The sequence below is a fragment of the Streptomyces sp. NPDC058470 genome, from assembly GCF_042721055.1.
Taxonomy (GTDB): Bacteria; Actinomycetota; Actinomycetes; order Streptomycetales; family Streptomycetaceae; genus Streptomyces.
Window position 1 is genome coordinate 25,833 of sequence record NZ_JBHXMF010000021.1, and the last position, 17,997, is coordinate 43,829.

Sequence of the window (17,997 nt, forward strand, 5' to 3'; positions counted from 1 at the left end):
TATACGTTTTACATGCTCTCTTCCGGTGCCCGTCCCGAAGAACGTCCAGGGCTGCACAACCAAGCCGAACTCGCCTACCGGCGGCTGCGTGAGCGGCTGATCGACGGGCACTACACGCCCGGCGACCGGCTGACGGAGCTGGGTATCTGTGACGATCTCGGCATGAGCCGGACGCCGGTCCGCGAGGCGCTGCGCCGACTCCAGAGCGACGGCCTGGTGACCTCGACGGGGCGGGGTGTGGTGGTCAGTTCACTCTCCGCGCAGGAGATGCTGCACGCGACGCAACTGCAGGGCGCGCTGGACGCGCTGGCCGCCAAGCTCGCCGCCACCGCACAGCGCGACGGCCAGTTGTCCCCCGCGCAGCTCAGCGGGCTCAAGGAGGCCTCGCGCCGGGTGGAGGAGCAGGCCGAGGCCGACGACCCGGCAGGGGCCTGGCGCGCGAATCTCGACTTCCACATGATGCTGGCCCGCCTCTCGGGCAATCCTCTGTTGGAGGACACGCTCGACCGCATCTGGGCCAGGTTCGCCATCGTGAGCCTCAGTAACATCAACCGGCGCAAGGACCTGACACCCCGCCAGCACGACACGATCGTCAGTGCCATCGTCGACGGCGACCCGCCGAAGGCGGAGGCCGCCGCGGCCGAGCACGCACGAGAGGCGGCGGAGATGTACGGAGAAGGTCACCACTGAAGTAGCGGTACGCGCCTGTCCTGCCGTCACGGCACCGCGCCGATTTGCCATCGCGGTCGGCGAACCGGACGCGTTCACACAGCCGGAACCCATACCTACCGGCGAGTAGAGCTTTTTGCGGCAACCCTTGTCCGATCCCTTGTCGACCCTTGATGTGCAATGTATACATTGCACATCAAGGGCGAGGGTGCCTACGGGCGCCCCAGCCGTCACCGCCCACGGTCGGGCGTCGCCCGCACACCTGGGGAGACGTTCCACGCACCCGGGACAGGCGTCAGGAACAGGCGCCAACGGTCGCCTCCGGAGCGGCATTTGACGAGCCGTCACCACTTCCGGTGGGCGCCTTCCGTCCGGGTCCGTGTCATTCGGCACGGCACCGGTCCGCGGGGCTGTCCACGTGAACCGCCATCACGATCACCAACTTGAGGTGAATGTCATGCCAGGAATCGGCCGAAGCGGACGACACTCAGCCCTGCTCAGTGCGACGGCGGCGGTGCTGCTGCTCGCCTCCGCGTGCGGATCGGGGTCGGGTTCGAGCAGCGGAGCGATCAAGATAGGTGCCTCACTGCCGCTGTCGGGCCCCGTCGCCGATGCCTCCAAGCCCGCGTACGAGGGCTACAAGGTGTGGCTCGACCAGCTCAACGCCGACGGCGGGCTGCTGGGCCGCGACGTCGAACTGAAGGTGCTCGACGACGGCTTCGACCAGAACACCGTCGTCACCAACTACCACCGCCTCATCAGCCAGGAACGCTCCGACCTGCTGCTCGGCACCTTCTCGTCGAAGCTCAACCTGCCCGCCTCCGCCGTGGCCGAGCGCAACAAGATGCTCTACGTCGAGCCCTCCGGCGGCGCCGAGGAGATCTTCAACCGCGGTTACGACTACCTGTTCTTCGCGCAGCCCAGCACTTCGCTGGACCTGCCCGAGCAGTTCGTGCAGTACGTCAAGTCGCTGCCGGCCGCCCAACGGCCGAAGACCGCCGCCTATCCCACCCAGGACGACCCCAACACCGACATCACCGTCGAGGAGTTCCGCGAGGAACTCACCAAGCTCGGTGTGAACACGGTCTACAGCGAGAAGTACGCGCCGGACACCGTCAACTTCGACTCCATCGCCAGCGCCGTGGCACGGGCCAAGCCCGACCTGATCATTCACGGCGCTGTGGCGGCCAACGACGGCGCGGGCTTCGTCAAGGCGCTGCAGAAGCAGCAGTTCAGCCCCAAGATGATGTTCCAGACCAACGCACCGAGCCTCATCGGGTCCTATCCCAAGGCGATCGGAGCGGCGAACACCGAGGGCATCTTCACCTCGGCCGCCTGGAGCCCGAAGGCCGACTACACGGGCAACGCCGAGTTCGTGGCCGCGTACACGAAGGCCTACGGATCGGCGCCGGGCGACGACGCCGCCAACGCGTACACGGCCGGCCAGGTGCTGGAGGCCGCGGTCAAGGGCGTGGGCAGTCTCGACCAGGACAAGCTGGCCGACTGGCTCCACTCGCACACCGTGAAGACCATCGTGGGCCCGCTGAAGTGGGACGAGCGCGGGGTCCCGGACGGCAACATGCTGCTCGCCCAGTGGCAGAACGGGAAGTTCGAGTTCGTCGCCCCGGCGGGCCAGAAGACCGTCGACAAGGCGGTCAACCCCAAGCCCGGGTGGTCGTAGTGGGTACGTTCTTCCAGGCTCTGGTGCTCGGCCTGCTGGTCGGCGGTGTGTACGCGCTGGTCGCCTCCGGCATGAACCTCATCTTCGGCGTGATGAAGGTCGTCAACCTCGCCCAGGGCGGCATGCTCATCCTCAGCGCCTATCTCACGTACTCGCTGTGGAACGCCACCGGCATCGACCCGCTGCTCCTGGTGCTCATCACGACGCCGTGTCTGCTGGTCGTCGGCTGGGCCACGTACTACATCTTCATCGAGCGGTCACGGACCACCGACGCCTCGATGGCGCTGGTGACGACCTTCGGCCTCACCCTCGTCACCAAGGGCGTCATAGCCCTGATCTGGGGCAACGAACCGAAGTCGGTCACCCCCGGCTACGCCAACCGCTCCTTCTCCGCACTGGGGCTGAAGTTTCCGCAGGCCCAGGTGTACGCCTGCCTGGTCGCCGCGGTGGTCCTCACCGGTCTGTATCTGCTGCTGCGCCACACCTGGCTGGGCCGGTCCATCCAGGCCACCGCGTCCAGTTCGGAGGGCGCCCGGCTCATCGGCATCGAGGTCCGCTCCGTGTGGGCCGCCGCCTACGCGCTCGGCGTGGCGGCGGCGGGCGCGGGCGGGACGCTGCTGAGTCTGCTGTACCCGTTCATGCCGAGCTCGGCCGACCACTGGATCGGGCTGACGCTCGCCATCATCGTGCTCGGCGGCATGGGCAGCCTGCCCGGCAGTGTGCTCGGCGCCCTGGTCATCGCCGTCGCCGAGTCCCTGACCTCCACCTACGTGGCGCCCGACTGGGCGGCCGCGGTCCCGTATCTGGCCATCATCCTGGTGCTCGTGGTCCGCCCGCAGGGCCTGCTCGGCACCCGCCTGCGAGAGGACATGAGCCGCGCATGACCATCAACCGCCTGCGGGCGTACGGGATCGGTCTCGCCGCCGCAGGCCTCGCCGTCCTCCCGCTCGTCAACGACAACGCCTATGTCCAGAACATGGCGATCATGGCGTTCCTGCTGGCCGTCATGGCCTCCGGCTGGAACATCATCTCCGGTTACACCGGCTACATCTCGCTCGGGCAGAGCGCCTTCCTCGGCGTCGGCGCCTACACCACCGCCCTGCTGTCCATCCACACCGGCATCTCCCCGCTGCTGGCCGCGCCGGTGGGCGGTGTCGTCGCGGCGGCTTCCGCCCTCGTCCTGGGTCTGGTCGGCCGGCGGACCCGCGGCATCGCCTTCGTCATCATCAGCTTCGCCTTCCTGGAGTTCACGGCGCTGCTGGTGTCCAACTGGGGATCGCTGACCAATGGCAACCACGGGCTCGCGCTGCCGCTGCCGACCTGGGACCGCACGTATCTCAACTGGCCCTTCTACTACTACCTGTTGGCACTGCTCGCGCTGACCATGTGGGGTTCGTGGGCGATCCGCCGCTCCAAGTTCGGCATCGGGCTGATGGCGATCCGCGACGACGAGTCGAAGGCGGACGGCATCGGGCTGCGCACCGACCGCTACAAGATGTTCGCGTTCGCGGCCAGCGCCTTCCCGATCGGTGTCGCCGGTGGCATCTACGCCTACTACATCGCCTTCCTCGAACCGGCGTCCATGTTCGACATCGTCATCGCCATGCAGATCGTGCTCGCCGCGCACCTCGGCGGGGTGGGCACGCTGTGGGGACCGGTCCTCGGCGCGTTCCTGCTGGAGTCGCTCAACCAGCTCACCAACCAGACCCTCAGCGGCCCGGACGCCGGTTCGTGGCGCCTGATCATCTACGGTGCCCTGCTCGCGGCGATCGTCCTGTTCTTCCCCAAGGGCATGCTCACCGAGGGCGCCGCCTGGGTGGCCCGTCGGCGCCGCACCGGCCCGCAGGCGGTGGCCGGCACCCGGCTGACCGCGGTTCCCGACACCTTGCCTCCGGCCGCCGTGGTCCGTGACCGCACCCCCACGACGGCGCAGGGTCAACTGCTGCGCGTGGCGGACCTGAGCAAGGCGTTCGGCGGCGTACACGCCGTCGACGACTGCTCGTTCACCGTCGAGCGCGGTTCGATCACCGGACTCATCGGGCCCAACGGGTCGGGCAAGACAACGGTGTTCAACCTCCTCGACGGCAGCCTCCCGGCCGACAGCGGCAGCATCCACCTGGGCGAGCGTCGCATCGACCGGCTGCCGCGCTGGCAGCGGGCCCACGCGGGACTTGCCCGTACCTTCCAGGCCACCAGGGTCTTCCCCCAACTCACCGCGGTGGAGAACCTCGCCGTGCCCAGCCGTACGTTCTCCACCGCGGGTCTTGCCGCCTCGGCGATCAGCGGCAAGGAGGCGGCGCGGGCCCGCGAGTGGCTCGACTTCGTCGGTATGGAGGCGTACGCCGAACACCGGGCGGGCGACCTGTCGTACGGACAGCAGAAGCTCATCGAACTCGCCCAGGCCCTGATGCTGGAGCCGGAGATACTGCTGCTCGACGAACCGGCCGCCGGCATCAACCCGGCACTCGTGGAACGGCTCAGCGGCATCGTCCGCAAGCTCAACGAAGCCGGAACGACCGTGGTGATCGTCGAGCACAACATGCCGCTGGTGCTGTCGCTGTGCGACCACATCCACGTCCTGGCCCAGGGTCACGTCATCGCGAGCGGCCCGCCCGGACAGATCGAACAGGACCCCGCCGTCCTGGACGCCTACCTCGGCGACCACACGCCGGGCCCGGGCAACACCCCGGCCACCACGGGAGCCAACTCGTGATCACCTTCAGGAATCTGGTGGCGGGCTACGGACGCGCCGGCGACATCCTGCGCGGCGTCGACTTCACCGCCGCCGAATCCGCCATCACCTGCATCGTCGGCCCCAACGGGGCAGGAAAGTCGACCGTACTCAAAGCGTGCAGCGGGCTGTTGCGCCCCCGCGGGGGCCAGGTCCTGCTCGGCGACGAGGAGATCGGCGGGCACTCCCCCGCGGAGATCCTGCGCCGCGGAGTCGTCCAAGTACCCCAGCACCACGGGCTGTTCCCGTCCCTGACCGTGCGCGAGAACGTCATGCTCGGCGCCTACGTCAACCGCAAGGAACGCGAGCGCAACCGACGCCGGTACGAGGAGATCACCCAGCTCTACCCGCTCATCGCCGAGCGCGCCGACGACAAGGCCGCGTCCCTGTCCGGCGGTCAGCGCCGCACCGTCGAGTTCGCGCGCGCCCTCATGCTGCGCCCCCGGGTCGTCCTCCTCGACGAGCCGACGCTCGGCCTCGACCCCAAGGCCGCCAAACAGCTCGCCGACTCCGTCACCACGCTCAACCAGGAAGGGGTCACCGTCCTGATGGTCGAACAGAACGTACGGTTCGGCCTCACCCTCGCCGACCACGCGGTCGTCATGGAAGGCGGCCGCGTCCTGCACACCGGCGCCGCCGACGCGCTGCTCGCCGACCCGGACATGGCCCAGCTGTTCTTCGGAGCCGCTCCCAGGCAAGAGGCGTCATGAGTACGCCACTTGGGCCGCGGCAGCGCGTACACGCCGATGAGAAGTAGCTCTGCTAGCGCCGGAAGGCTGCCATGACCAGCACATACCTGAGCCTGATCCAGACGATTCCGACCTCCGGGGCCCGCGCCGCACAACCGGTCCACGTCGGCGGTCTCGAGCTGCTCGCGATCCCCCAACTGGCCTACGACATCCCTGGTACGCCCGCCCATATGAACGGCGGCGACAGCGAGACCGAGCTGTTGCTGCTGCGCCGGGAGGGGGACCGGTTCGAGCCGTGGGGAAGCCTGGAGGCGCCCGGCGGGGAGGACGCCGAGTCCTTCACCATCGGGGACCGGGACTTCCTGGCGGTGGCGAGCATCCGCACCGGAGCCGGGCCCTACGACTACACCGTCCCGTCCACGGTCTTCGAATGGGACGGCACACGGTTCGTGCCTTTCCAGACCTTCGACTCCTTCGCCGCGAAGCAGTGGCGGTACTTCACCGTGGACGGCCGGCACTTCCTCGCGCTGGCCCAGGGAGTCGCGCTCCCCCAACACACCGAGCAGAACCGGCCGTCCGTCATCCACACCTGGGACGGCACACGCTTCACGCACTTCCAGGACATCCCGTCCGAGTGGGCGTACAACTGGCACCTGTTCACTGCGGGAGGGCACACCATGCTCGCCCACGCCGACCATGTCGTGCCGAGCGTCCTGTACCGCTGGGACGGGGCGAAGTTCGTCCCCCACCAGGACCTCGCCACAGCCGCCGGCCGGGCGTTCGCCACCTTCGACGACCCCGGCGGCAGCGGTACGTACCTGGTGGTGGCGTGTATCGACGACGGTTCGCGGGTGCTGCGCTGGGATGCCGGGGCGGACCGGTTCGTGGAGCACCAGAAGCTCGCGGGGGCGGGCGCGCGGGAGCTCGCCGTCGTACGCACCGCCCGCGGGCTCTATGTGATCCGGGTCAACTTCATCCAGGGCCCTCGGGCCGATCCCACGTCCGCCCTGCTGTCGCAGATCTACCGGTGGGACGGGGACCGGCTGGACGTCGTCGAGGAGTTCCCCACGACGGGCGGCACCGACCTCGCCGTGCTGGACAGCGCCCCGGGCCCGCTGATCGTGCAGACCAACGCCCTGACGGCCGAGCTGCGCTTCGCCGCCGAAAGTCGCGTCTACCGCTTCACGGACTGAAGCCCGAGCCGACGGCCGACCAAACCCTGCTTGACGGACTGAGGCCCGCGCAACAGCCGGCCAAGCCTCACTTGGCCGCGTCGGCCCCTTGTCTTGCGAAGCCTTGCGAAAGAGAGACCGACATGTCTGATCACGAGAGCCCCGAACTCATCGACCTGTTCACGGCATACACGGCCGGCCCCGATTCCATCGGTGCGCATCTGCGCGCAGCCGCGGCCCGGGCTCATGCCCGGGATCCGCTGCTCGTGGTGACCGGGGCGGACATGGCGCTGTACCCGGGCGACGGCCGGCCGCCGACCGTCCTGGCCTACCGGTTGAGCAACCGCGGCTTCAAGGAACTGGCCGCCGTCTCACATCTGGGCACGGCCCTGGCCTCGCTCGTCGAGCTCTACGGCCACGACCCCGGCGGAGTATGGCGGGCCGATGCCGAGAAGCTGTTGCACCGGCTACGGCGTTCGCGTGCGGCCAACAGCACGGCCCTGTGGCGCGACCGGATCGCGGCCGTCTCCCACCGGGGCCGGGAGGAGGCCATCGCGACGATGGTCGACTACGCGTGTGCCGTCACCGAGCGGTATCTCGTGCGTGTGCTGGCCGAGCCTTCGTCCTGCCTCAACCACCGGACGCTGCGCGAGGAGTACCTGGAGGACGGCCCGGACCTCGCGGTGTCCTTCAACCGGATCATGGTCGCCACGTTCTTCCTGGTCGGGATGGACAACGCGCACCGGCTCATCGCCTGGTGCGACGGCCAGGACATCGACTGGGCCCGCACCATGGTGGTCGTCGTCGGGCAGATAGGGCGCCCCACCGCCGGGGTGACCTGGCGTACGAACGGTGTCGCCGGCACCGTACTGGCCGCCTCGCGGCACACGCTGCCGCTGGAACGCCTCTACATCGCCCCGCACGCACCCGGGTTCGCCACACCCGTCGGCGGAGACCTGAGTGAGGTCACGGCGCTGGAGCCGGTGCTACGTCAGTTGTGGGCGGGCACCCGGGTGACGGTCGAGCTCGGCGCGGCCATGTTCGAGGGCTATCCGGCGTTCTCCCCCGGCGACGACCGTGCCGGGCTGCTGGGCGAGCGGACGGTCACCAGGGCCGACGAGGTCATCACCGAACAGCCCCGTATCCGCTCGCCCAAGGACTGGTTCACCCTCGTCACCCGGCTGCGCCTGGTCATGGAGGACCCCCGCCAACTGCTGTCCGGCGCCGTCACCGACTACGCCGCACAGCAGCTCATCGAACACGGCAACAACCCCCTCACCGTCACCGTCCCCGGCCTCGACGACGAGCCCTACCCGGCCTACGGCTCCGTCTCCGCGGCGGCCTGACCAGAAAGCGACTCCCCCATGCCCCAACACCCCTTCTCCGGCGGGTTCCTGGAACGCCTGCACGCCGGCGAACCCACCCTCGTGCTGGCCATCCGCGGCAGCCGCACGACTGACGTCGTCCACATCGCCCGCTCGACCGGCCACCACAGCATCCTCGTCGACCTCGAACACTCCACCATGTCGATCGATGTCGCCGCCCAGTTGTGCGCGTCCGCCGACAGTCTCGGGCTCACGGCTCTGGTCCGGGTGCCCGAGCGCGAGTACGGGATGATCGGCCGCCTCCTGGACGGCGGAGCCCACGGGATCATCGCGCCGCGCATCGAGACGGTGGAGCAGGCGCGTGACGTCGCCCGCGCGTGCCGCTTCGCCCCCCGCGGACAGCGCTCGCAGACCAACATGGTCCCTCAGCTCGGCATGCGCCCCACGCCCACACGGGAGTTGAACCAGGCGCTCGACGACGCCACGATCGTGCAGATCCTCCTGGAGACACCGGACGGCGTCGCGAACGCGGAGGAAATCGCCGCGCTGGACGGCGTGGACATGCTCGCCCTCGGCGCGAACGACTTCACCGCGGAGCTGGGAGTGCCGGGTCAGTACGGCGATCCACGGGTCCACGACGCGGTGAAGACCCTGGCGGACGCCTGCCAGAAGCACGGAAAGCTCATGATCCTGGGCGGTATCGGCGACCGGACGATCCTGGACGCGCTCGTCCCGCTCGGCGTCTCCTCACTGCGCATGACCGGCACCGACACGGCACTTCTCTTCGAGGCCGCGCAGGCCCACGCCCAGCAGGCACTCGCCCCGCTCACCCAGCAGACCCGCTCAGAGTAAGGACGGACCGACCCATGACCGCAGAACTGCCCGAGCCGTCGCCGATGCGGGCCGCCGAGAGCAATACGCTGCCGCGGTTCCAGGTGCCCCCCGACAGCTGCGACACGCACTTCCATGTCTTCGAGCCCGGCTATGCGCACGTGCGCGACCGGTTGTACTCGTTCCCGGACGGGACCCTCCAGCAGTACCTGCGCCTGACCGAGCGGCTCGGCATCGAACGCATGGTCCTCGTGCAGCCCACCTACTACGGCACGGACAACAGCCTGCTCGTCGACGTGCTCAAGAAGGTCGGCTCCCGCTGCCGGGGTGTGGTGCGCATCGAGGAGGACACCCCCGACACCGAACTCGACTTCTACCACCAGCTGGGCGTACGGGCGATCCGCCTCGACCTGTTCGCCCGCGCCGACTGGCCGATCGCCGACCTCATCGCCTACGTCCGCAGGATGGCCGACCGTGCGCGGCCGCGCGGCTGGCATCTGCAGTTCTACACACCCGGGACCGTCGTACGGGATCTGCTGCCGTTCCTCGGCGACCTCGAAGACACCTTCGTCATCGACCACATGGGATACATGAAGGAGTCGGACGGGCTGACGGAGGAGGACTTCAACCGTCTGGTGCGCGTCCTCGACGGAGGGAGCTGCTACATCAAGCTCTCCGGGCCGTACCGCATCGCCAAGGACAAGCCGCTGTCCTCCGTCGAACCCCTCGGCCGGGCCCTCGTCGCGGCCCGCCCCGACCGCCTGGTGTGGGGCTCGGACTGGCCGCACCTGATCGACGGCCAACGGGACACCGGCGAGCTGCTGAACCTGCTGGCCGACTGGGCACCCGACGAGGCCGACCGCCATCGGATCCTCGTCGACTCCCCTGCCCGCCTGTTCTACACGGACTGACGTCAGGGGCGCCGTAGGAGCGTGGCGTTGCGGGCGTGCCCGTCGGCCGCCGGGACGCATGCCTGAAACGCCGGCACGGTGATCAGCGCGATCAGCAGCCACACGGCGCGGTGGGCCCGATCAGACATCGCGCCGCTCCAGGACACGTGCCGCCGCAAGCAGCTTCTCCGGTGTGGCGGCATGGCGGCCCGCGCCCGGCCGGGTGGTGATGGCCACCACGAACGGCGCGCTGGCCTTCCTCGTCGAGGCGCTCGCGGTGGAGCTCGCCCCGCTGCGGGTGAACGCCGTCTCGCCCGGCACCGTCGACTCAGGGGCCTGGGACGGCATGAGCGCCGGCAAGGAGGCGTCCCTGCGCCAGGTCGCCGACCGCAACCCGGCCCGCCGCGTCGGCACCCCCGACGATGTCGTCCAGGCGGTGCTGTTCACTCTCACCAACCCGTACGCCACCGGCACCGTGCTGCACGTCGACGGCGTCAGACGCCTCGCGTGAGCCGCCCATCACCTTCCTTGTAGAGCCCGGTTCGGGTTCGTGGCCTCCAGGTCCGGTAGGACTCTTTGCCCCTGTTACTGATGATCCGGGTGGTGCTGTCGCCGGCACACCGACGACGGCACCACCCGGGAGGTCGAATACCAGCCGGGCGACACCCGGCACTTCACCTTCCGGTCCGGCCAGTACCTCCTCCACGACCTGGAGAACACGGGTCCCACGACCTTGGTCTTCACCACCGTCGAGTTCAAGGACTGTCCCAACGCTCCGCTGTCTCTGCATAGTTGACGGACGAGGCCGGGGTACGGTCAGCGCATCCGCAGGGCGATCTTGCCGCGGGTGTGCCGTTCGGCCAGCTTCGCGTACGCCTCCCGGACTTGTTCGACGGGGAACGTGGCGCTGATCTCGACGATGAGTTCACCGGCTGCGATCATCGCCGCGAGTTCGGCGAGAACCTCCGCGGTGGCCGCAGCCATGCCGCCGTCGCTCCTGGTCCCGAACCTCCGCGCGCCGAGGAAGCCGACGACGGTGTTGATCCGTACGGGGGCGACGCCCAGCTTGATCGCGAGTTCGACGTAGCCATCGCCGAAGGCGTCGATGGAAGCGTCGACGCCGTTGGGCGCCCTGGTGCGCAGCCGCTCCTCAAGGCCGTCGCCGTACACCACCGGCTCCGCCCCGAGGGAGGCGAGCCAGTTCTGGTTGGCGCTGCCCGCGACGGCGAGGACGCGGACTCCCGCGCGGCACAGCAGCTGCACCGCGAGGGAAATCCGGCCTACCGTGGTCGTCATGGACAGCACGAATGCACTCTGTGAATTCCTGCGCGCCCGGCGGGAGCTGGTTCAGCCGGAGCACGTCGGGCTGCGGGGCACGGGGCTGCGTCGTGTGCCGAGCCTGCGACGGGAGGAAGTCGCGATGCTCGCCGGCATCAGCTCGGACTACTACCTCCGGCTGGAGCAGGGCCGCGACCGCCACCCCTCGGTCCAGGTCCTCGACGCACTCGCGAGCGTCCTGCACCTGGACACCGACGCGACGGCCTACATGATCGGCCTCGCCCAGGCCCGGTCAGGCAAGGCCCCCCGACCGAAGCCCGAGAAGGTACCGACGAGCATCCTGCTCCTGCTCGACCAGCTGCAGATGCCGACGATCATGCAGGGGAAGTACCTCGACGTCCTCGCCGCGAACCCGATCGCCCGTGCGCTCTCCCCGAACTTCGCCCGGGCGTGAACCGGCTGCGCGCGGCGTTCCTGGACCCACGGGAACGGGAACTCCACACCGACTGGGCGACGGCGACGGTAGCCGTGGTCGCCGGACTGCGCGCCGTCGCGGGAGCCGAGCCCGACGACCCCCGCATGGCCGCACTGGTCGGAGAGCTGTCCCTCAAGAGCGACCGCTTCCGGCGCCTGTGGGCACGCCATGACGTGCGCCGAGGCGAGGGCGCGCGGAGCCGCCTGCACCATCCCGAGGTCGGCGACCTCGACCTGTACCGCGAGAAACTGGCCGTCACCGGGACCGACGGCCAAATCCTGGTCGTCCACCACGCCGAACCGGGATCGGACTCCGCCCGCTCCCTCGCCCTCCTCGGGTCCTTGACGGTCGGCACGTCCGACGAACCCAGGAGCGGCACACCCGCCCGCACCGGCCTGCCGACCCTCACCGTCAAGCAGGACGGAAGCTCCGCGTCCCTCGACTGAGACGGTCAGGAAGGCCCAGGCCACAACTCCGGAATGACGCGCTCCGACCGAGACCCCTCGCCGCCGCGGCCCCGGTCGCCCAACCCCCTTGCTCTCCCCCCGGCTTCAACCTAGCCTGACTTTGTGCCGCAAATAAACAAAACCGGGACGGACAACACCACACCCGACAACACGCTCACCCGGCTCCGGGTGATCATCACCGCCTTCTTCGCCCTCGACGGCTTCCTCTTCGCCGGCTGGGTCGTCCGCATCCCCGCGATCAAGGACCAGACCCACGCCTCCGCCAGCACCCTGGGCCTGGCACTCCTCGGAGTCTCCGTCGGCGCGGTACTCACGATGATCATCACCGGACGGCTCTGCCGCCGCTACGGCAGCCACCCCATCACCGTCATCTGCGGCGTCCTCCTCTCCCTCAGCATCGCCCTGCCCCCACTCACTCACTCCGCCCCCGCTCTCGGCGCCGCGTTGTTCGTGCTCGGTGTGGGGTACGGCGGGCTCAACGTCGCCATGAACAGCGCGGCCGTCGACCTCGTGGCCGCACTGCGGCGACCGGTGATGCCGAGCTTCCACGCGGCGTTCAGCCTGGGAGGCGTGGTCGGAGCGGGGCTCGGCGGTCTGGTCGCAGGACAGCTGTCACCCACCCGCCACCTGCTCGGGCTCACGGTGATCGGCCTGCTCGTGACGGCCGTCGCCGGGCGCGCGCTGCTGCGGTACGAGGCCCCGGCGCCGCCGGATCACATGCGGCACGAGGAGGGTCCGGAACGGCGCCTCGACGGCCGTACCCGCGGGCTGGTCGTCGTCTTCGGCCTGATCGCCCTGTGCACGGCGTACGGCGAGGGGGCTCTCGCGGACTGGGGCGCGCTGCACCTGGAGCAGGACCTGGACGCGCACCCCGGCGTCGCGGCCGCGGGCTTCTCCTGCTTCGCCCTCGCGATGACCATCGGGCGACTGAGCGGAACAGCGCTGCTGGAGCGGCTGGGCCGGACCCGGACGCTGGTGGCGGGCGGTACGACGGCGGCGCTCGGCATGCTGATCGGCTCCCTCGCACCTTCGGTGTGGGCGGTCCTGCTCGGCTTCGCCGTCACCGGGCTCGGGCTCGCCAACATCTTCCCCGTGGCCATCGAACGCGCCGGTGCACTCGCCGGACCGAGCGGGGTCGCGACCGCGTCCACCCTCGGCTACGGCGGCATGCTCCTCGGCCCGCCCGCGATCGGGTTCATGGCCGACTGGTACTCGTTGCCCGTGGCCCTCACCAGCGTGGCGGCCCTCGCGGCGGCGGCCGCACTGATCGGCTTCGCGACACGACACGTCGCCGTCGACTGAGGCCGGGCGAACGGCACTTACGACCGGACGGACCACCCCAGTCAGTCGTCCTGGTCTCCGCCCGCCAGCATCCGCGTCAGCACCGCACGCTGCACCGGCAGCACCTCGCCGTGCAGGTCACGCCCCTTCGGTGTGAGGCAGACGCGCACCCCGCGCCGGTCCTCCGTACACATCCCGCGCGTCACCAGACCGTCCCGCTCCAGGCGGGCGATCAGCCGGGACAGCGCACTCTGGCTCAGATGGACGCGCTCGGCGATCTCCTGCACACGGTAGGAGCCGCCGCCGTCCGACGCGGTGCTCCCGGCCAGCACGTCGAGTACCTCGAAGTCACTGGCACCGAGGCCATGCCGGTGCAACTCGCGGTCCAGCTCGCAAAGGGTGCGCGCATGCACCGCGAGGATGTCGCGCCACTGGTTGACGAGCACCTGCTCGGCCTTCTTCGCCGCCATGCGCGAAACCGTAGCAAAGAATCCCCTTTGTTGCATCGGAATTAAATGCATTTGCATTGGATGCATGCGCATGTATTGTCTCCGACATGACCTCTCCGCTCACCACCTCCGCAACCGAGGGACGCTGGACTCCTCGGCTGTGGGGCACCCTGCTGGTGCTCTGCGCCGCGATGTTCCTGGACGCGCTGGACGTGTCGATGGTCGGCGTCGCCCTGCCGTCCATCGGCTCCGAACTCGATCTCTCCACCTCGACGCTCCAATGGATCGTCAGCGGCTACATCCTGGGATACGGAGGCCTGCTCCTCCTCGGCGGACGCACCGCCGACCTCCTGGGCCGGCGCCAGGTGTTCCTCGTGGCCCTGGGCGTGTTCGCTCTCGCGTCGCTGCTCGGCGGCCTCGTCGACTCGGGCCCGCTGCTCATCGCCAGCCGCTTCATCAAGGGCCTGAGCGCGGCGTTCACCGCGCCCGCGGGCCTGTCGATCATCACCACTACCTTCGCCGAGGGCCCGCTGCGCAACCGCGCCCTCTCCATTTACACCACCTGCGCCGCCACCGGCTTCTCCATGGGCCTCGTCCTGTCCGGCCTGCTCACCGAGGCCAGCTGGCGGCTGACCATGCTGCTGCCGGCGCCCATAGCCGTGATCGCCCTGTTCGCCGGTCTGAAGCTCCTCCCGCGCAGCGAGCGCGAGAAGGACCACAACGGCTACGACATACCCGGTGCGATCATCGGCACCGCCTCGATGCTGCTGCTCGTCTTCACCGTCGTACAGGCACCGGAAAGCGGCTGGACCTCTGCCCGTACGCTGCTGTCCTTCCTCGCGGTCGCCGTCCTGCTGACCGTCTTCGTGCGGATCGAACAGCGCTCGTCCGGTCCGCTGATCCGGCTCGGCGTGCTGCGCTCCGGCACCCAACTCCGCGCCCAGCTCGGAGCGATGACGCTCTTCGGCTCGTACGTCGGATTCCAGTTCCTGGTCACGCTCTACATGCAGTCCCTGCTCGGCTGGTCGGCACTGCACACCGCGCTCGCCTTCCTGCCCGCGGGTGCGATCGTCGCGCTGTCCGCGACGAAGATGGGCGCGATCGTCGACCGGTTCGGCACTCAGCGGCTGATCGTCGTCGGCTTCGCGCTGATGATCACCGGATACGCGCTGTTCCTGCGGGTCAGCCTCGCCCCGGATTACGCGACGCTGATCCTTCCGTCGATGGCGTTGATCGGAGGGGCCTTCGCGCTGATCTTCCCCTCGCTCAACATCCAGGCCACCAACGGCGTCGACGACCACGAGCAGGGCATGGTCTCGGGGCTGCTCAACACCTCGGTCCAGGTGGGCGGCGCGATCTTCCTGGCCATCGTGACGGCTGTCGTGGCCGCGAACTCCTCCGGGGGTTCCTCGCCGCAGGCCGTCCTGGACAGCTACCGGCCCGGCCTGGTGGTGGTGACCGCGATCGCCTTCGTGGGCCTGCTGATCAGCCTGCCGGGGCTGCGGACCCGGCGTCCGCGGGAGTCGATCGTGGTCGTCAAGTCCGTCCAGGAACCAGCCATCCAGGAGGAGGCGGGCGCGGATCGCGTGGCGGTTCGCGACTAGGGCCTGTCCGGCCGATCAGGTCGCGGGAAATCGGCGGCGCCTTGTGAACGCCGTGAGCGGGGTCTGGTGCGTGCAGCTGCAAGGCGGAGGAGGGAGTCGACGCGATGGGGGTCCCCCCGCTCGAGCGAAGCCGAGAGTGGGGGAGTCGGCGACCGACGACAACGCGGCAGATGTGCGTGCCAGACCCCGCGTCTGCGGCCTCATCGGCCGGACAGATCCTAGGGGGGACGCCTCAACGGGCGTGTGACCGGCGGGCGTTCTTGCCCGCCGGTCACAGGCCTGTTTGACTCGGCGTATGGAGTTCACCAGGGGGCGGCGGAGTCAGGCCGAGCGTGACGCGATCACCGTCGAGATCGGATACGCGCTGTTGAGCGCGGCGTTCGCGGGGGCCGTCGTGTTCGGGGCCGTGGCCGGTCCGGCGCTGCTCTTCGATCTCCCCGGCCCGGTCGGCAAGGCCCTTCTCGGATCGGGAATCGTCCTCGCCGCTGTCCTCTTCGCCGTGCGCGTGGTCAGCGTGCTGCTCCGCTTCGGCCACGAGGGCGGGAGTCAGCCGAGCCAGCCCGGCCGCACCAGTCCCGACTCGTAGGCCAGCACGACCAGTTGGGCCCGATCGCGGGCACCCAGCTTGATCATCGTGCGGCTGACGTGGGTCTTGGCCGTGAGCGGACTGACGACAAGGCGCCGCGCGATCTCGTCGTTGGACAGTCCGATGCCGACCAGGGCCATCACCTCCCGTTCTCGCTCGGTGAGTTCAGCGAGGGACTGGACCGCTGCGGGCTCCTTCGACCGGGCCGCGAACTCGGCGATCAGTCGGCGGGTCACCCCCGGCGAGAGCAGCGCGTCGCCCTCGACCACGGCCCTTACCGCGCGCAGGAGTTCCTCCGGCTCGGTGTCCTTGACCAGGAAGCCGGAGGCGCCGGAGCGGATCGCCTCGAAGACGTACTCGTCGAGCTCGAAGGTGGTGAGCATGACCACCTTGACGTCCCCGAGGTCGGCGTCGTCCGTGACACGGCGGGTCGCGGCGAGGCCGTCGAGCCGGGGCATACGGATGTCCATCAGGACGACGTCGGGGCGCAGTTCACGCACCTGACGCAGCGCCTCCTCGCCGTCGGCGGCCTCGCCGGCCACCTCGATGTCCGGCTGCGCGTCGAGCAGCGCCTTGAAGCCTGCCCTGACCAGCAACTGGTCGTCTGCGAGCAGTACGCGGATCACCGTTCCTCCTTGGCCTTCAGCGGCAGTACGGCCATGACGCGGAACCCTCCGTGCTCCCGCGGGCCCGCCTCGATCGTGCCACCCAGGGCCGCGGCCCGCTCCCGCATTCCGGCCAGTCCGTTGCCGCTGCCGCCCGCGTCCGCGCCGGTCGCGGGCCCGTCGTCGTCGATACGCAGCCGTAGCGCGCTCTCTGCCCGCTCGACCAGCACGCGCGCGTGCCGCGATCCCGAATGCCGTACGACATTGGTGAGCGCCTCCTGGACGATGCGGAAGGCGGCCAGGTCGGTACCCGGCGACAGCTTCGGGGCCGCGCCCTGGAGCTCGACCGTCAGGCCCGCGCCCGCCGCCTGTTCGACGAGTTCGGGGAGCCGGTCGAGCCCAGGCGCCGGAGCGCGCGGCGCCTCCCCCGGCGCACGCAGCGTGTCGAGCACCTGGCGGACCTCACCGAGCGCCTCCTTGCTCGCCGCCTTGATCGTGGTGAGCGCCGTGCGCGCCTGTTCCGGGTCGGAGTCCAGGAGAGCGAGACCCACGCCCGCCTGGACGTTGATCACCGAGATGCTGTGTGCCAGGACGTCGTGCAGCTCGCGCGCCATCCGCAGCCGCTCCTCGTCTGCGCGCCGTTTGGCGGCCTGCGCCCGCTCGACGCGGTCGCGGGCCCACTGTTCACGGCGTACCCGGACCAGCTCGGACAGCGCCACGATCGCCACGATCCAGGTGGCGACGACCATCTCCTGCCCCCAGGCGGCGGGCTTGTCCCCCGACGGCGGCAGCCACCGGTAAAGCCAGTGCGCCACCAGCACATGCCCGGCCCAGAGCATCCCGACGGCCGCCCAGGCGGCTCTGCGGTGTCCGGCGACGATCGCGCTGAAGCAGCCCAGGGCGACGGTGAGGAAGACGGGCCCGTACGCGTACCCGGCGCCCAGGTAGAGCATGGCCGCCGCGGCGGTACCGAAGGCGACGAACACCGGGTACCGCTGCCGCCACAGCAGCAGACCGCACCCCACAAGCAGCAGCGCCCGTGCGAAGAGGTCCAGGGATGCGCGTTCGCCCTCCTGGGCCTGGCTCGCGAAGGTGGAGCCGACGAACACGAAGACGGTCAGCGCCAGCGTGGAGCGCCAGGGCCGGCGGGGGCGGCGCTCCTGGTCGTCCCCTCCGTGCCACCCCGGCGGTCCGTGCCGCCACCACGGGGGTGGGCCGCCCCATGCCGGGGACCTGGGAGTGCGCTGCTCTTCCATGACGGTCA

General features: G+C 69.7%; 20 protein-coding genes. 15 read left to right on the plus strand and 5 right to left on the minus strand.

The window, feature by feature from the left end:
- Positions 1-12 precede the first annotated feature (12 nt).
- The 9 genes from ACFWP7_RS17410 to ACFWP7_RS17450 all read left to right on the plus strand — a co-directional run bounded on the left by ACFWP7_RS17410 (position 13) and on the right by ACFWP7_RS17450 (position 10,009).
- Positions 13-690: a GntR family transcriptional regulator gene (locus tag ACFWP7_RS17410; protein WP_384382342.1), complete on the plus strand. Its 678-nt coding sequence runs from the start codon at positions 13-15 to the stop codon at positions 688-690.
- Between the two features lie 436 nt (positions 691-1,126).
- Complete coding sequence (locus ACFWP7_RS17415) at positions 1,127-2,350, plus strand: amino acid ABC transporter substrate-binding protein (RefSeq protein ID WP_384382344.1); 1,224 nt, start codon at positions 1,127-1,129, stop codon at positions 2,348-2,350.
- Positions 2,350-3,234, plus strand: coding sequence for a branched-chain amino acid ABC transporter permease (locus ACFWP7_RS17420; protein ID WP_365430740.1), 885 nt, complete (start codon positions 2,350-2,352; stop codon positions 3,232-3,234). The genes ACFWP7_RS17415 and ACFWP7_RS17420 overlap by 1 nt, the downstream gene beginning before the upstream one ends.
- Positions 3,231-5,063, plus strand: coding sequence for an ATP-binding cassette domain-containing protein (locus tag ACFWP7_RS17425; protein WP_384382346.1), 1,833 nt, complete (start codon positions 3,231-3,233; stop codon positions 5,061-5,063). The genes ACFWP7_RS17420 and ACFWP7_RS17425 overlap by 4 nt, the downstream gene beginning before the upstream one ends.
- Positions 5,060-5,791: an ABC transporter ATP-binding protein gene (locus ACFWP7_RS17430; protein WP_384382348.1), complete on the plus strand. Its 732-nt coding sequence runs from the start codon at positions 5,060-5,062 to the stop codon at positions 5,789-5,791. The genes ACFWP7_RS17425 and ACFWP7_RS17430 overlap by 4 nt, the downstream gene beginning before the upstream one ends.
- A 71-nt stretch (positions 5,792-5,862) precedes the next feature.
- Positions 5,863-6,963, plus strand: a complete 1,101-nt coding sequence (locus ACFWP7_RS17435; RefSeq protein WP_384382350.1) for a hypothetical protein — start codon at positions 5,863-5,865, stop codon at positions 6,961-6,963.
- A gap of 122 nt (positions 6,964-7,085) precedes the next feature.
- Positions 7,086-8,288, plus strand: a complete 1,203-nt coding sequence (locus tag ACFWP7_RS17440; protein ID WP_384382352.1) for a DUF5624 domain-containing protein — start codon at positions 7,086-7,088, stop codon at positions 8,286-8,288.
- A gap of 18 nt (positions 8,289-8,306) precedes the next feature.
- The gene (locus ACFWP7_RS17445) at positions 8,307-9,119 is read left to right on the plus strand and encodes an HpcH/HpaI aldolase/citrate lyase family protein (protein ID WP_384382354.1); all 813 of its coding nucleotides are present in this window, start codon (positions 8,307-8,309) and stop codon (positions 9,117-9,119) included.
- A 14-nt stretch (positions 9,120-9,133) separates the two neighbouring features.
- Entirely contained in the window at positions 9,134-10,009 is an 876-nt protein-coding gene (locus ACFWP7_RS17450; protein ID WP_384382356.1) for an amidohydrolase family protein, read from the plus strand.
- Between the two features lie 2 nt (positions 10,010-10,011).
- On the opposite strand, the gene ACFWP7_RS17455 is transcribed toward ACFWP7_RS17450, so the two are convergent.
- Positions 10,012-10,137, minus strand: a complete 126-nt coding sequence (locus tag ACFWP7_RS17455) for a hypothetical protein (protein ID WP_384382358.1) — start codon at positions 10,135-10,137, stop codon at positions 10,012-10,014.
- 44 nt (positions 10,138-10,181) lie between these two features.
- Between ACFWP7_RS17455 and ACFWP7_RS17460 the strand changes: the two genes are divergently transcribed.
- Positions 10,182-10,499 (plus strand): SDR family oxidoreductase, encoded by a 318-nt coding sequence (locus ACFWP7_RS17460; protein ID WP_384382360.1) that lies wholly within the window; start codon positions 10,182-10,184, stop codon positions 10,497-10,499.
- Between the two features lie 305 nt (positions 10,500-10,804).
- Here the strand turns inward: ACFWP7_RS17460 and ACFWP7_RS17465 are convergent, their stop codons facing one another.
- Positions 10,805-11,284 (minus strand): zinc-binding dehydrogenase, encoded by a 480-nt coding sequence (locus ACFWP7_RS17465; RefSeq protein WP_384382362.1) that lies wholly within the window; start codon positions 11,282-11,284, stop codon positions 10,805-10,807.
- Between ACFWP7_RS17465 and ACFWP7_RS17470 the strand changes: the two genes are divergently transcribed.
- The 3 genes from ACFWP7_RS17470 (at position 11,283) to ACFWP7_RS17480 (ending at position 13,510) form a co-directional block, all read left to right on the plus strand.
- Positions 11,283-11,720 (plus strand): helix-turn-helix domain-containing protein, encoded by a 438-nt coding sequence (locus ACFWP7_RS17470; protein ID WP_384382364.1) that lies wholly within the window; start codon positions 11,283-11,285, stop codon positions 11,718-11,720. The genes ACFWP7_RS17465 and ACFWP7_RS17470 overlap by 2 nt on opposite strands.
- Positions 11,717-12,187 (plus strand): hypothetical protein, encoded by a 471-nt coding sequence (locus ACFWP7_RS17475; protein WP_384382366.1) that lies wholly within the window; start codon positions 11,717-11,719, stop codon positions 12,185-12,187. The genes ACFWP7_RS17470 and ACFWP7_RS17475 overlap by 4 nt, the downstream gene beginning before the upstream one ends.
- A gap of 123 nt (positions 12,188-12,310) precedes the next feature.
- Complete coding sequence (locus ACFWP7_RS17480; RefSeq protein ID WP_384382368.1) at positions 12,311-13,510, plus strand: MFS transporter; 1,200 nt, start codon at positions 12,311-12,313, stop codon at positions 13,508-13,510.
- A 41-nt stretch (positions 13,511-13,551) separates the two neighbouring features.
- Here the strand turns inward: ACFWP7_RS17480 and ACFWP7_RS17485 are convergent, their stop codons facing one another.
- A complete protein-coding gene (locus ACFWP7_RS17485) occupies positions 13,552-13,959 on the minus strand; it encodes a MarR family winged helix-turn-helix transcriptional regulator (protein ID WP_384382370.1) in 408 nt (135 codons plus the stop codon).
- An 86-nt stretch (positions 13,960-14,045) separates the two neighbouring features.
- On the opposite strand from ACFWP7_RS17485, the gene ACFWP7_RS17490 reads away from it, so the two are divergent.
- Together ACFWP7_RS17490 and ACFWP7_RS17495 are read left to right on the plus strand one after the other, a co-directional pair.
- A complete protein-coding gene (locus ACFWP7_RS17490) occupies positions 14,046-15,542 on the plus strand; it encodes an MFS transporter (protein ID WP_384382372.1) in 1,497 nt (498 codons plus the stop codon).
- Positions 15,543-15,837: 295 nt separating this feature from the next.
- Positions 15,838-16,128, plus strand: a complete 291-nt coding sequence (locus tag ACFWP7_RS17495; protein WP_384382374.1) for a DUF6332 family protein — start codon at positions 15,838-15,840, stop codon at positions 16,126-16,128.
- On the opposite strand, the gene ACFWP7_RS17500 is transcribed toward ACFWP7_RS17495, so the two are convergent.
- Both ACFWP7_RS17500 and ACFWP7_RS17505 read right to left on the minus strand, forming a co-directional pair.
- Positions 16,089-16,754, minus strand: coding sequence for a response regulator (locus ACFWP7_RS17500; protein ID WP_384382376.1), 666 nt, complete (start codon positions 16,752-16,754; stop codon positions 16,089-16,091). The genes ACFWP7_RS17495 and ACFWP7_RS17500 overlap by 40 nt on opposite strands.
- On the minus strand, positions 16,751-17,989 hold the full coding sequence (locus tag ACFWP7_RS17505) for a sensor histidine kinase (protein ID WP_384382378.1): 1,239 nt from the start codon (positions 17,987-17,989) through the stop codon (positions 16,751-16,753). The genes ACFWP7_RS17500 and ACFWP7_RS17505 overlap by 4 nt, the downstream gene beginning before the upstream one ends.
- Positions 17,990-17,997 lie beyond the last annotated feature (8 nt).